This window comes from Enemella evansiae (genome assembly GCF_004362375.1).
GTDB lineage: Bacteria > Actinomycetota > Actinomycetes > Propionibacteriales > Propionibacteriaceae > Enemella > Enemella evansiae.
In genome coordinates this window covers 1,012,780-1,026,063 of record NZ_SNXA01000008.1, presented here as the reverse complement: position 1 = coordinate 1,026,063, position 13,284 = coordinate 1,012,780, and the positions used below count along the sequence as shown (strand labels likewise).

Sequence of the window (13,284 nt, the reverse complement as noted above, 5' to 3'; positions counted from 1 at the left end):
GTGCAGCCGGTCGACGCCGGGCCCCGGCAGGGGGCTCGGCCAGACGCCCGGCAGATCGCTCGGCGGTGGTGGGCGGTGCTGGTGCTGGCACTGCTGGCCGGACTGTGCATGCTCGCCTTCCCGCTGGCACCGGTGTTGCAGCACACCGCGACCTATCAGTGGCGCAGCGCCGACGGCCCCGTCGCGTTGCCGCTGAACCCCTACCGACCCGAGCGAGTGACGCTGTCGTTGGACTGTGCGGTGATCGGACCCGATGCCGGGCCGGTGCTGACGACGGTGCGTGCGGTCGATCCGGATCTGCGGTCCGGGCGGCTCGATGTCGCGGTCCGCGGTGGGGAACTGGTGCTGACCAGCCGGGGGACCGAGGTGCGCGCTGGGGCGTACCCGTGTGGGCGGGTGGTCGTTTCGATGGACTCGGCGGGGACCCGGGTTTCGCGCGATGGCGTGGTGCTCGTCGATCGACGGGGGGATCTGCGGCCGGCCATCGACGGTTTCTCCGGGCCGGGGGACTGGCCGCCCGATGTCGTCGACGATCCGATCAGCCAGGGGGAACCGGGGTCGTTCACGCGGACCCCGGCACCGGTGGCTCCGGGTATCGAGGCCGAGGTCGTCGCGGACACCCAGTGGGACAGTTCGCCGACCGGGTTGAAGATCGCACTCGGTGTCGTTGCCGGCGTGTTTCTCCTTGCTGCACTGGTGTTCGCGGTGCTGGCCGACCGTCGGCCGCGGCAACCATCGGCGCCGCCGCGGCGTACCCGCGGTGGATTCTGGAAGCGGCACTGGGACGATCTGGTGCTGGTACCGGTGTTCGCGTTCGGGGTGATCGCCGGCGGCGCGACCGACGACGACGGGTTCATCGCGCAGATCCTGCGGACCCGGACGATGAGCGGCTATCTGGGCAACTATGTGCGCTGGAACAACGCCCCGGAGGCACCGTTCGGCTGGTTCTACGAGCTGTTGTCGCGGTGGGGCGCGGTGTCCTGGGAGTCGGTCTGGTTGCGGCTTCTGCCCTTGCTGGTGGCAATTCTCGGCTGGGTGGTGGTACGCCACGGTCTGCTGCCGCGGCTGGTATCGCGGCCGGGCACCTGGGTGCGGCTCACGCTGCTCGCCGGCTTCGCTGGCTTCTGGCTGGTGTTCTGCAACGCGCTGCGGCCCGAGCTGTGGTTCGCGGTTGGCTCGGGAATCGTTGTGTGGTGCGTGTTGGTGGCGCTGCACCGGCGGTGGGTCTGGCCGTTGCTGGTCGGTGCACTGGTGGCCGGACTCACCGTCGGCGTCGGGCCGACGGGGCTGCTCGCGCTGGCACCATTCGTGGTCGCCGTCCGGCCGCTGTGGCGATGGCTCCGGCACGACCGGTTGCGGTTGGCGGCGGTCTCGGTTGCCTGGTTGGCCTGCCTGGGTGCGGTGGTGCCGATCATGTTCGCCGATCAGAGCCTCACCTCGGTGCTGTCGTCGAACTCCGCCCGCGCGACCTATGGGCCGGTTTTTCCTGTCTGGATGGACCCGATCCGCTACTGGCGGTTGTACCAGTCGTATGCCGCGCGGCAGTGGACGGTCTATCTGGCCGCGGTGGCGCTGGTGCTGCTGGGTTGGCGATTGTGGCGGGTACGCCGGGGAGCGGTGGGGATGCTCTCCGGGGTGAACCGGCGGGTCGCCTGGCTGGTCGTCGGCACCGCGCTCGGGCTGGTGGTGGCGATGGCGCTGAGCCCGACGAAGCTGCCGCACCACTTCGGATCACTGCTGCTCCTCGGACCGCTCGCGATGGCCGCCTGCGTGCGGCTGGTGGAGCGCGATCGCGGGCGGGGATTCGCCGCGGTGCTGCTCGGTGGCTCGGTGGCGATGTTCGGGATTTCCCTGCACGGCAACAACACCTGGTGGAAGCTGTCCACCCTCGGGCTGCTCGCGGACAAGAACCCGCTGCGGGTCGGGCCGGTACCGGTGTGGCCGTTCGTGGTGCTCGCCGGTGTGCTGCTCGGGGTCTGCATCTGGCGGGGTCTTCCCGGGTGGCTGCGGGCCGGTCGGCCGCGGGCCGGTCGGCTGCGGGCCGGTTGGCGCGCGGGCCGCGCCGCTGGGGCGTACACCCTGGGGGTGGTGGTGCTGGTCGGATCGCAGTACGCGAACTTCGCCCAGGCAGCGATCCTGCGGGGACCGGACCGCTACACGATGGCGTCGGCGGTGCTGTCGGCGATGGCGGGGGAGCCGTGCAAGCTGGCGCGTTCGCTGGCCTACGAGCCCGATCCGTCGGCGGGGGTGCTGCGCACCAGCGGGGCGATGCCGTTCGACGGGACGGATGCGGGATTGCCTGTCTGGACAGCGAATCCGGCCGCCCCGGATCGGCTGGAGACCGGTTGGTACGACTGGTCCGATTCGGTCCACGGAGGGGGGCGATGGCCGCTGGTGATCGCCGCCTCGGGCCTCGATGCCGGGCACCGCGTCCGGGTGGAGTTCAACGACGGTTCGTCGAAGCAACTGTCGGCGACGCGCAAAACCCTGGGCACGAGCGCGCTGAGCGATATCCGGGTGGAGCCCGGGAACCGGGTGTCCAGCTTCCGGCTGGTCGCCGAGTCGGACGGGGCGCCGATGCCGGATCCGAAGACCGGGGAGGTCGAGCCGTTCGTGGTGTCCGCACCCCGGGTACCGGTGACTCGGCCGCTGCTCGAGCTGGTGCAGGAGAAGAAGGTCGCGATCGCCTGGAATCTCGCCTTCTTCGGGCCGTGCTTCGACACTCCGCGGGAGAGCCGGGGTCGGGTCGAGATCGCGGATTATCTGCTGTCTGACTCCCGGCAACCGGGCAACATCAGCTACAACTCCCGCAGTGGTGGCCCGTTCGCCGGCGTACTCGGCCTGACCGTGCCCTCCCGGGTACCGGTCTATGCCCTTGACGATTACAGCGAGTCCGACATGTCCGCGCTCGACCTGGTGCGCCTCGACCCGATGTATGGAACCGACGCCGGCGCACCGATTCTCGGCGGCCGCGTACGCAACGGTTGGGATCCCGTCCCCACCGTCCCCTGATCCCGTTCGTCGCTTAGCTCGCGCCATCACGTTCATCGAGCAGCTCGCGCAGCAAGCGCCGTCTCACGTTCATCGAGTAGCTCGCGCAGCGAGCGCCGTCTCACGTTCATCGAGTAGCTCGCGCAGCGAGCGCCGTCTCACGTTCATCGAGTAGCTCGCGCAGCGAGCGTGTCGAGATGAACCCGCCGAGCACCGGTTCGCGCCTCAGGAGCGGACGCACGCTCTCGTCCTGCTCAGCCCGCCGAAATCTGCGGCTCGATTCCCAATCGGTGCCCAGATCGGTCGATTCTGCGATCGAGCCGCAAATCTCGCAGGCCGCGCTGGCGGGGCGGGTCCAGCGCACCGGGGTCGGTGGCGGTGAAGTCGTCGCGATCACGCGGCCAACTCAACCCGTGAATTGCACACCCTCTCACCGCGGGTCGGGAGAGCTGTCCAGATCACCAGCCGTACACGCCGTGCAGCGAGCGGACTGGCGAGTGTGGATAAAGAGCTGGCCCCCGAACCGCGGGAGCGGCAGACTGTTCGGCATCCCACCACCCCGGGGAGGGTCCGATGGTTGCTCGACGCAGTGCCGCGTTGCTTTCGGTGCTGGCATTCGCCCTGGTCGGATGTAATACCAGTTCTGCGGGCGGACAACCGGGGGAGACGAGCACCGGTACGCCGGGTCCGGCGACGAGTGCGTCGGCGACACCCTCCGCCAGCCCGACGCCCAGCCAGGAGGAGCTCACCAAGCAGGCCCAGGCGGCCTACCAGATCGCCTTCGATGAGTTCGAGCGATTGTCCCGCGAAGGGGGAGCAGATCAACCGTCCGCGAAGATGCTCGAGGTCGAGGACCCGGGGTATCTGGATCTGGACATGGCCTTTCTGAGAGATCAGAAGGCAGTGGGTTACCGGGTCGAGGGGGCCCCGGCCACGACGAAGAGTCGTTCCGTGCCAAGCGCGGAGAAGAGCGGTTCGGATCGGCGACTGACCCTTCAGGTCTGTGAGGATCGACGAGGTTCCTCGGCCGTCTACCCGAACGGAGCCACAGAGCGCAATCGACTCTGGCAGGGTTTCGTCTACGGCAAACTGGTGAACGGCCGAGTCAAGCTGGTCGACATCGAAACTTCTGAGGTCCAGCAATGCGACTGGTGAAGCTGACTTGCTCGGCTGGGGCACTTGTCCTGGTGTTATCGGTCGCTACGGAGGCATCCGCCTTCAGTCCCCCGGGGAAAGGGGGCAACGCGGGCTCAGCGATCGCGCAGCAGACCAACAACGGGGCAAAGTTGACTGGGACCGAGCGGGATCGACCACAGGATCCGGACCCTCCCGCGGAGCAGGCGCCTACCGCTGGCGGCAGGTCGAGTCGTAGCGGCGGTGGCGGAGGAAGTTCCGGTCCCTCGTATCCCCAGTCTGTACTGGATGACCCTGGGTTGGTCAATGGATCAATGACTGCGGCCGAGGTGGTACAGGCGCAGTGCGCGATGCTGGCGGTCACCGGGAACACCGCGTCGATGTGTCAGCCCGCGGCGCCGAGTGGGCCCGGTCCGGCACCCGCCGCACCGCCACCGCCGGATCCGCGCGAGGTCGCCCGCCGAGCCGTGCTGCAGTTGGAGATCCCGGCGCCCACCGCGAACATCGGGCCGGACCCGAAGGTCAACGAATGGAAGATGGCGGTCGTCGGCTACCCGCTCTGGCTCTGGAGCACCGGGCCCGATCGGATCGACCGCACCGTCACGGAGCAGGGCATCACCCTGAACCTGTCCGCCCGCCGGGTCACCACGAAGTTCGACCTCGGTGACGGCACCGTCAAGTTCTGCGGGATGACGACGCCCTACCATCCGGGAGTGCAACCCGGTACCGAGTCACCGAGCTGCGGCCACCGCTATCAGGAACCCTCACTGCCCAAGGGAAAATACTCGGTCGCCGCGACCACCCGCTGGGAGATCAGTTGGTCCGCACTGGGCCAGTCCGGTGTACTCCCGCTGGAGCGCCAGGGACCGGTCACCCAGCTGCCGGTCGGGGAGCTGGTCTCGGTCCGTACCGGTGGCTGAACCGACACCCACACCCATCGAGTAGTTCGCGCAGCGAGCGTGTACCCCACGTTCATCGAGTAGCTCGCGCAGCGAGCGTGTCGAGATGAACCCCAGCAATCTCGTTGTGCACAGGCGATTCCGCGAATCTCTCCACCCAGCTTTTGTCAGTGCTCCCTGTTTGACTGGATCCATGAACAGCAACTGAGCCGATCAGCAGACCGGGGTCGGCATGGCCTCGGTCGAGGCGGTCGTGCCCTCGCTGACCCGACTGGCGCTGCTCACCGACAAGGAGGTTCTGGCCACCGTCGAAGAACTCGATCGGCTCGTATCCCTCGCCCATGCCGCCCGTGCGAGGGTGATCGCGGAGGTCGAGCGCCGCGAAGCTGCCGAGCGTGTCCACCTGTGTTCCACGGCCACGTTCCTCCGGAGTACGCACGGCCGCACCGGTCGATAGGCCCGCGCGCTGGTTCGCGAGGCGATGGAGCTGGACCGGTTCTCGACGGTCTTCGATGCATTCGCCAAGGGACGGGTGTCGGTCGATCAGGCGCAGGGAATCCTGGCAGGATTGAAGAAGCTTCCTGCAGACCTTCCGTCGGCCGCCAGTGACACGGCGCAGACGATGATGGTCCATTTCGCCGACCAGTTCGACCCCGACGATCTGCGGCGGATGTCCCGAGCGATCTGGGAGCGTCTCGATCCCGACGGCTTCGACTCCGCCGATGCGGCCCGTCTGGAAGCCGAGCAGCGGTCGGCCGAGCAGCACCGGTGCCTGTCGATCGTTCCCGACGGGTGGCTCGATGATTATCGCCGGATCGGTTCCGCTGGCCGACGGGGAACAGCTGCGGGTGCTCGTCGACGCTCATGCCCAATCGATATGGGCCCGCTGCGCCGAGCAGCCACCGGGCCGTCAGGTGCCGATGACCAGAGCCCAGGCCCGGGCAGATGCGCTGCTGCTGATCATCCGCCGGGCGACCGCAACCGCTGACGCGCCCAGCCACGGCGGCGATCGACCCAGGATCACCGTGCTCACGACGCTGGACGACCTGCGCGCGGGACTGGCGTCCGCGCAGGTTCCTTGCGGAGAACAGCTTTCGGCGACCGAGGTACGCCGACTCGCCTGTGACGCCGACATCCTCCCGATCACCCTGGACGGCAAGGGGATCCCGCTGGACGTGGGCCAGCTGCACCGGCTGGTCACCCCCGGCATCAGGGCGGCGCTGGGGGCGCGGGACCGGGGATGCGTCTTCCCTGGCTGCGACCGGCCGCCCGGTGACTGCGAAGCCCACCACGTGCGACCGTGGTGGGCGGACGGCCCGACATGCCTGGCCAACCTGGCCCTGCTCTGCCCGCATCATCACCGAACGGTCGAACCCGGCCGCGACAGACCCTGGGATCGGGACAATCCGTACCGTTGGGCGATCCGCATGGTCGAAGGGCTTCCGGTGATCATCCCGCCGGCATTGTTCGACCCGGTCCGTCGTCCGCGCCGCCACGCCCGCTTCCTGATGTGACAGCATTGATGCCATGGGTGATGCCGTCCGACTCGTCCGATCCGATGCGCTCAGCGATGTCGCCGAGTACGCCTACGCGGCGGCTGTCGAGCCGGGCGCGAGGCTGATCTTCCTCGCCGGCGCCTGCCCGCTGCAACCGGACGGTTCGACCGCGGCGGTCGGTGACTATGCCGGTCAGGCAGCCAGCTGCGTCGAGAACCTGGCCGAGGCCCTGCGCGCCGCCGGAGCGACGATCGCGGACGTGGTGAGTACGCGCGTGCTGGTCGCCTCCACCCGGCAGGCCGACCTGGTCGCGGCCTGGGAGGTCGTACGGGACGCGTTCGGCGACCACGATGTGCCCAGCACCCTGATGGGTGTCACGGTGCTGGGCTACGACGATCAGCTCGTCGAGATCGAGGCCGTCGCCGCCGTCGTGGATTGACACGCGCGTCGGTTGGGTCGTGGCCCTTCGACACGCGGCCATTGCTCCGTTCGCTGCGCATGGCCGCTACTCGGGCAGCGTGGGCTTCCGGGGTCAGAGGTCGACGACCTCGAACTGGAGGATGTCCATCGAGGTGCTCACCGAGGGTTCGGTACGCGGGGTGCGGGCGGAGCGCCAGTTCTCGAAATCCTGCTGGCTCGCCCAGCGGGTCACCACGAAGTACTGGCCGCGCCCGTCGGTGGGGCGCAACAGTTGGAATCCCTCGAATCCCGGCGCCCCGTCGACCGAGTGCTTGCGAGCGGCGAACCGCTGCTCCAACTCGGGCCCGGCGTTCTCCGGGACTTCAAGGGCATTGATGACAACAACGGACATGGACTGTTCCTTCCAGGACAGAACTTCCAGAAACTACTACGGAATGTAGTATAGGCCCGTGCTGTCAGGGGTGCACGTCGAGCACCATCTCCTGGGCGGTCGGCATGCCCTCCTCTCCAAGCACTCCGCGCTGCCGGATCGTGCGGCTCAGCGGTCGCTCCGCATGGGCCGATTCATGTTCCTGCAGGGCCAGCATCGGGCCCATCCCCGACAACACCGTCGCCGCCGGATCCGCACCCTCGCCGGGCCACTCGCTGCGGCAGCTCAGCTCCCGGCGGGCGGGCAGCACGCCGGCCACCACCTCCAGGGAGGTCGGCAGGAGTCCTGCGGTGCGTTCGCCGACCGCGGCCACCAGCGCGTCCCAGTCGCCCTCCCGCGGGTCGGTCGGCACCGGCCAGGCCAGAGTCAGCGCCACCGAGCCGGGATCGCCCCCCTCATCCATGGCGGTCCAGAACACCCCGTTCGCGTGGTTGCCGCGACCGGCCAGTTCCTCGAACAGGACGCCGAAACAGCGATTGGCGATCTCATTGTCGCCGAGTGCCTCGAGCACCGCATCGCCCGATTCGTCCTCGGTGAAGTCCTCGGTGATCCGTACTCCGGCCCAGGCCTGCGGACCTGCCGCGGTCACCGTCACCGGCCAGTCGGTCGCGTCGAAACCGTCGATCGCCTCGGCGACCAACAGCGCCTCATCCTCCGCCGATCGCCTCCGGCGCAGGGATTCCCGGTGCTCGGCGATCGAGAACGAGTCCAGATCGGCCAGCTCCGCCATCGGCACCGCGGCCTCCCGCAGTGCGCGCACCAGCATCCCGGTGCGCACCTGCTCCGGCGCGTACCGGCGGTAACCGTTGATCGGGTCCACCGAGGCCGGCAACAGAATCCCGCGCTCGGCGTACAGGCGAAGCGCTCGCTGGGTCAGACCGGTCTGCAGGGCGAACTCGCCGATCGTCAGGTGCTGGTTGTTCAGGTTGTCAGGCATCTGCCGTTCCTCTCATCGTGGGGCGTGAACACCACGGTGAGCCCTGACCGAGGGTGAGGGTCAAGCAGCCCGCTGGGGCAGTTCCGCGCGTAGCACGACGACCGATCGTCCGGGAATCGTCAGCTTCGCACCGGGCAGCAGAAGTTCTTCCTCGGCAGGGAATTCGCCATCAAAACCGGAGTGCACGGTGACCCGCCAGCCCACGCCCCACGGCTCACCCGGCAGGGTGACCTCGGTGGCCTGCGGATCGGCGTGGAACCAGAGCAGGAACGCCGAATCGGCGTCCGAGGTGTACATGCCCAGGGTCCGTCGACCACCGTCGTTCCACTCACCGTCACCCATCTGGCCGCCGCCCTGATGGAACCAGGCCAGGTCCAGCCGGCCGACGCCCTTGCCGTCGGCGTCGGTGACCTCCTCGCTGTGCCGGAACACCTCCGGCCGCAGGGCCGGATGCTCGGCGCGCAACTGGAGCAGTTTCTGGGTCATCCCGGTCAGATCCCGCCAGGCCTCCTGGGTGTCCCAGTGCACCCAGGAGATGGGGGAGTCCTGGCAGTAGGCATTGTTGTTGCCGCCCTGCGTACGCCCCATCTCATCACCGGCGGTGATCATCGGCACACCCATCGCCAGACAGAGGGTGGCCATCATGTTCTTGGTCTGCCGGTGACGCAGCGCGTTGATGCCCGGATCGTCGGTTTCGCCTTCGTGGCCACAGTTCCAGGACCGGTTGTCATCCGTGCCGTCCCGGTTCTCCTCACCATTGGCCTCGTTGTGCTTGCGGTCATAGGTGACCAGATCGCGCAGGGTGAAACCGTCGTGGGCGGTGACGAAGTTGATCGAGGCGGTCACCGACCGGCCGTCCCGGTCGTAGGTGTCCGGCGAACCGCAGAGCCGGCCGGCCAGCTCGGAGACCCCGGAGATCGCGCCGCGCCACCAGTCGCGGGTGAAGTTGCGGAAGTGGTCGTTCCACTCGCTCCAGCCCGGACCCCAGTTGCCGACCTGGTAGCCGTAGGGCCCCATGTCCCAGGGCTCGGCGATCAGCTTGATGCCCTCGAACGCCGGATCCTCGGCGATCCGCTGCTTGAACGCGTGATTCTGATCCACGTAATGGTTCTCGTCGCGGATCAGCTCGCTGGCCAGGTCGAAGCGGAAACCGTCGACACCCATCTCGGTGACCCAGTAACGCATCGAATCCAGCACCAGATCGAGCACCCCGGGCTGGGAGGTGTCGACCGAGTTGCCGCAACCGGTGACGTCGTAGTCGTTGCGCAGATCCTCGGTGAGCCGGTAGTAGCCGGCATGGTCGATGCCACGGAAGGACAGCGTCGGCCCCTCGTGGCCGCCCTCACCGGTGTGGTTGTAGACGACGTCGAGGATCACCTCGATGCCGGCCTCGTGCATCGCCGAGACCATCTCCTTGAACTCGGTCACCTGCTGGCCCAGCGTGCCGACCGAACAGTAGGCGGCGTGCGGGGCGAAGAAGCCGAGGGTGTTGTAACCCCAGTAGTTCGACAACCCGCGGCCGACGATGAACGGCTCGGAGACGAAGTGCTGGATCGGCAGCAACTCGATCGCGGTGACCCCGATCTCCTTCAGGTGCTGGATCACCGCCGGGTACGCCAACCCGGCGTACGTGCCGCGCAGATGTTCGGGAACCGCCGGATGGTTCTGGGTGTAGCCCTTGACGTGGGTCTCGTAGATCACCGACTCCGACAGCGGCACCCGTCGCTCCAACGGTGTCGGGCGCGGGCTGTCGGCGACGACCACGCTCAGCGGCACGGCTTCGGAGGAGTCGGTCGGGTCGAGCTCGTAGTCGTCACCGGCCGGGTGGTCCAGGATCGGGCCGTTGTAGTCCACGCCGGCGGTGATCGCCCGGGCGTAGGGATCGAGCAGCAGTCGCGCCGGGTTGAACCGGGCACCGGCCGCCGGATCCCAGTCGCCGTGCACCCGGAAGCCGTAACGCTGCTCCTCCTCCACCTCGGGCACGAAGAGCACCCAGACCCCGTCGTCGTTGCGGGTCATGTCGTGGTTGCGCTGGCCGCGGTCCTCATCCACCAGCGCGAGCTCCACGCGAGTCGCCCGCGGGGCCCAGAGCGCGAAATGGCAGCCGCCGTCGCGGACTCGCGCTCCGAGGATCGAGCTGTCCACCGGTGCGGGCAGGTCCATGGCCATCGTCTCGAGTCCTCCTGGGTGTGACACATCGGGAAGTGCGGCTCCCGGGGGGAGGCGCAACAGTCCATTGTGCCCCACGGTAGGCAACAGGGGGTCCGGGCGCGCTGCCGGGGGACTCCTCTAGGCTCGGGGCATGACGGAACAGCCAGCCACGCCGCAGCCGACCGACTTCGATTCGGGCAGCGAGTTCGTACGCCTGGAGGTCGCCGACGGCGTCGGCGTGCTGCGGGTGGATCGGCCCAAGATGAATCCGCTCGATCTGAGCATCCAGCTGGCCATCGGCCGGGTCGCCCGTGAGGTCGCCGGCCGCGCCGACCTCGCCGCGCTCGTCGTCACCGGCGGGGACAAGGTGTTCGCCGCCGGTGCCGACATCAAGGAGATGCAGGCCCTCGGCGCGACCGACATGATCGCCCAGATCGACGCCATGCACGACGCCTTCGAGCAGCTGGCCCGCGTACCGAAACCGACGATCGCCGCGATCAACGGGTACGCCCTGGGCGGCGGCCTGGAACTGGCGCTGGTCTGCGACGTCCGGTTCGCCGCCGAGGACGCCAAGGTCGGCCTGCCCGAGATCACCCTCGGCGTCGTCCCGGGGCTCGGCGGCACCCAGCGGCTCACCCGGCTGGTCGGCTCCGGCCGGGCCAAGGAGATGATCTTCACCGGCCGGATGGTCGAGGCCGCCGAGGCCGAGCGGATCGGGCTGGTGGAGCGGGTGCTGCCCGCCGACCAGGTGCAGTCCGCGGCCCTGGACTGGGCGCGGCAGTTCGTCGGCGGCCCCGCGGTCGCGCTGCGGGCCGCCAAGGCGCTGGTCGACCGCGGTGGCGAGGTCGACCTGGTCACCGGTCTGCAGCTGGAGAAGACCTGGTTCAGCGCGCTGTTCGGCACCGAGGACCGCCGGATCGGCATGGACGCCTTCGTGAACAAGGAGAAGGCCCGGTTCGAGGGCCGCTGAGCGCGCCGGGTTGCCGGTAAAGTTACCCGTGGGTAATATTCTAGGCTGAGCAGGGATTTCGCCGCTGAAGTCGTTCCGCCGAGGCGGAGAGAGTGGGAGAGATGAAGATCGTCACACTGGTCAAGCACGTGCCCGATGCAACCGGCGAGCGCAGCTTCGCCGAGGACGGCACCGTGGACCGGGCGGCCGCCGACGGCCTGTTGTCGGAGCTGGATGAGTACGCGATCGAACAGTCGCTGCAGGTCGCCGAGTCCGGTGGCGCGGGCGGTGAGGTCGAGATCGTCGCGCTGACCCTGGGCCCGGACGACGCCGCCGATGCGCTCAAGAAGGCCCTGCAGATGGGCGCCACCTCCGGCGTACACATCAATGACGAGGCCCTGCACGGCTCCGACGCGCTGGCCACCAGCGCCGTGCTCGCCGCCGCCATCGGCAAGCTGCAGCCCGACCTGGTGGTCACCGGGATGTCCTCCACCGACGGCTCGATGGGCGTCATCCCGGCGATGCTGGCCGAGCGTCTCGGCTGGCCCGCGGTGACCTTCGGCGTCGACCTGAAGGTGGACGGCACCAAGGTCTCGATCCGCCGCGACGGTGACGTCGCCTCCCAGACCATCGAGGCCGAACTGCCCGCCGTGGTCTCGGTCACCGACCAGTCCGGCGAGGCCCGCTACCCCTCGATGAAGGGGATCATGGCGGCCAAGAAGAAGCCCGTCGAACAGTGGGATCTGGCCGAGCTGGGTGTCGACCCGAGCACCGTCGGGCTGGCCGCGGCGTACACCAAGGTCACCGACACCACCCCGCGTCCGCCCAAGGAGGCCGGCAAGCAGGTCACCGACGAGGACGGCTCCGGTGCGCAGGCGCTGGTCGACTTCCTGGCCGCCGGCAAGTACATCTGAGACCCGAGGAGACACCCATGTCGAACGTTGTTGTGGTGGCCGAGGTCGCCGACGGACAGGTCACCAAGCCCACCCTGGAACTGCTCACCCTGGCCCGCCGGATCGGTACGCCGGTCGCGGTCGTCTTCGGCCCCGCCGGGGATGCCGCGGCCACGCTCGGCGAATACGGCGCCGAGACCGTCTACGAGGCCACCGACGAGAGCCTGTCGCAATACCTCGTCGCGCCCAAGACCGACGCCCTGCTGACCGCCGTCGCGCTGGCCGAGCCGGTCGCGGTGCTGCTGTCCTCGGGCCTGGACAACAAGGAGGTCGCGGCCCGGCTCGCGGTCAAGCTGGAGACCGGCCTGATCACCGACGCGGTGGACATCGACGCCGACGGCAACACCGTCCAGTCGGTCTTCGCCGGCAACTGGACCGTTGCCGCGAGCACCAGCACCGGGCTGCCGATCATCACCGTCAAGCCGAACTCGGTCGCCCCCGAGCCCGCTGCCGCGGCCGGCACGGTCGAGCCGCTGGAGTTCGAGCTCGATCCCGATTTCCGGCAGGCCAGCATCACCGCCGCCGAGCCGAAGAAGGCCTCCGGCCGCCCGGACCTGACCGAGGCCGCGATCGTCGTCTCCGGCGGCCGCGGCACCGGTGGCGACTTCTCCGAGGTGGAGGCGCTTGCCGATGTGCTCGGTGCCGCCGTCGGCGCCTCCCGTGCCGCGGTGGATTCCGGCTGGTACCCGCACAGCTACCAGGTCGGCCAGACCGGCAAGACCGTCTCCCCGCAGCTCTACATCGCCAACGGCATCTCCGGCGCCATCCAGCACCGGGCCGGCATGCAGACCTCGAAGGCGATCGTCGCGGTGAACAAGGATGCCGAGGCGCCGATCTTCGAACTGACCGACCTCGGCGTCGTCGGCGACCTGCACAAGGTGCTGCCCGCCGTCGTCGAGGGTGTCAAGGCCAAGCGCGCCTGAG

General features: G+C 68.8%; 13 protein-coding genes and 1 pseudogene. 9 read left to right on the top strand and 5 right to left on the bottom strand.

The window, feature by feature from the left end:
* Nucleotides 1-3,012, top strand: coding sequence for an arabinosyltransferase domain-containing protein (locus tag C8D81_RS05500; protein ID WP_133625682.1), 3,012 nt, complete (start codon nt 1-3; stop codon nt 3,010-3,012).
* Between the two features lie 106 nt (nt 3,013-3,118).
* On the opposite strand, the gene C8D81_RS05495 is transcribed toward C8D81_RS05500, so the two are convergent.
* Nucleotides 3,119-3,388, bottom strand: a complete 270-nt coding sequence (locus C8D81_RS05495) for a hypothetical protein (protein ID WP_133625681.1) — start codon at nt 3,386-3,388, stop codon at nt 3,119-3,121.
* Nucleotides 3,389-3,564: 176 nt separating this feature from the next.
* Between C8D81_RS05495 and C8D81_RS05490 the strand changes: the two genes are divergently transcribed.
* Nucleotides 3,565-4,146 (top strand): hypothetical protein, encoded by a 582-nt coding sequence (locus C8D81_RS05490; protein ID WP_133625680.1) that lies wholly within the window; start codon nt 3,565-3,567, stop codon nt 4,144-4,146.
* 293 nt (nt 4,147-4,439) lie between these two features.
* Nucleotides 4,440-5,045: a hypothetical protein gene (locus C8D81_RS05485; protein WP_094431771.1), complete on the top strand. Its 606-nt coding sequence runs from the start codon at nt 4,440-4,442 to the stop codon at nt 5,043-5,045.
* Nucleotides 5,046-5,097: 52 nt separating this feature from the next.
* Here the strand turns inward: C8D81_RS05485 and C8D81_RS21915 are convergent, their stop codons facing one another.
* Complete coding sequence (locus C8D81_RS21915) at nt 5,098-5,427, bottom strand: hypothetical protein (RefSeq protein ID WP_133625679.1); 330 nt, start codon at nt 5,425-5,427, stop codon at nt 5,098-5,100.
* Nucleotides 5,428-5,505: 78 nt separating this feature from the next.
* Between C8D81_RS21915 and C8D81_RS21910 the strand changes: the two are divergent.
* The 3 genes and pseudogenes from C8D81_RS21910 to C8D81_RS05465 all read left to right on the top strand — a co-directional run.
* Nucleotides 5,506-5,697 (top strand): annotated as a pseudogene (locus C8D81_RS21910) (hypothetical protein); the annotation flags it as partial.
* Nucleotides 5,698-5,824: 127 nt separating this feature from the next.
* Nucleotides 5,825-6,538 (top strand): HNH endonuclease signature motif containing protein, encoded by a 714-nt coding sequence (locus C8D81_RS05470; RefSeq protein WP_166646681.1) that lies wholly within the window; start codon nt 5,825-5,827, stop codon nt 6,536-6,538.
* Nucleotides 6,539-6,551: 13 nt separating this feature from the next.
* Nucleotides 6,552-6,959, top strand: a complete 408-nt coding sequence (locus tag C8D81_RS05465) for a RidA family protein (RefSeq protein WP_094357194.1) — start codon at nt 6,552-6,554, stop codon at nt 6,957-6,959.
* Nucleotides 6,960-7,052: 93 nt separating this feature from the next.
* Here the strand turns inward: C8D81_RS05465 and C8D81_RS05460 are convergent, their stop codons facing one another.
* The 3 genes from C8D81_RS05460 to glgX all read right to left on the bottom strand — a co-directional run bounded on the left by C8D81_RS05460 (nt 7,053) and on the right by glgX (nt 10,476).
* Nucleotides 7,053-7,331 (bottom strand): antibiotic biosynthesis monooxygenase family protein, encoded by a 279-nt coding sequence (locus C8D81_RS05460; protein WP_094401004.1) that lies wholly within the window; start codon nt 7,329-7,331, stop codon nt 7,053-7,055.
* Between the two features lie 64 nt (nt 7,332-7,395).
* Nucleotides 7,396-8,307: a MerR family DNA-binding transcriptional regulator gene (locus C8D81_RS05455; protein ID WP_094431764.1), complete on the bottom strand. Its 912-nt coding sequence runs from the start codon at nt 8,305-8,307 to the stop codon at nt 7,396-7,398.
* Between the two features lie 60 nt (nt 8,308-8,367).
* The gene (glgX, locus tag C8D81_RS05450) at nt 8,368-10,476 is read right to left on the bottom strand and encodes a glycogen debranching protein GlgX (protein WP_208109118.1); all 2,109 of its coding nucleotides are present in this window, start codon (nt 10,474-10,476) and stop codon (nt 8,368-8,370) included.
* Between the two features lie 133 nt (nt 10,477-10,609).
* Here glgX and C8D81_RS05445 point away from each other — a divergent pair, with 133 nt between their 5' ends.
* From C8D81_RS05445 to C8D81_RS05435, 3 genes are all read left to right on the top strand, one after another.
* The gene (locus tag C8D81_RS05445) at nt 10,610-11,428 is read left to right on the top strand and encodes an enoyl-CoA hydratase/isomerase family protein (protein ID WP_094431760.1); all 819 of its coding nucleotides are present in this window, start codon (nt 10,610-10,612) and stop codon (nt 11,426-11,428) included.
* 101 nt (nt 11,429-11,529) lie between these two features.
* A complete protein-coding gene (locus C8D81_RS05440; protein ID WP_094401012.1) occupies nt 11,530-12,321 on the top strand; it encodes an electron transfer flavoprotein subunit beta/FixA family protein in 792 nt (263 codons plus the stop codon).
* A 17-nt stretch (nt 12,322-12,338) separates the two neighbouring features.
* The gene (locus C8D81_RS05435; protein ID WP_133625678.1) at nt 12,339-13,283 is read left to right on the top strand and encodes an electron transfer flavoprotein subunit alpha/FixB family protein; all 945 of its coding nucleotides are present in this window, start codon (nt 12,339-12,341) and stop codon (nt 13,281-13,283) included.
* Nucleotide 13,284: the final 1 nt, after the last annotated feature.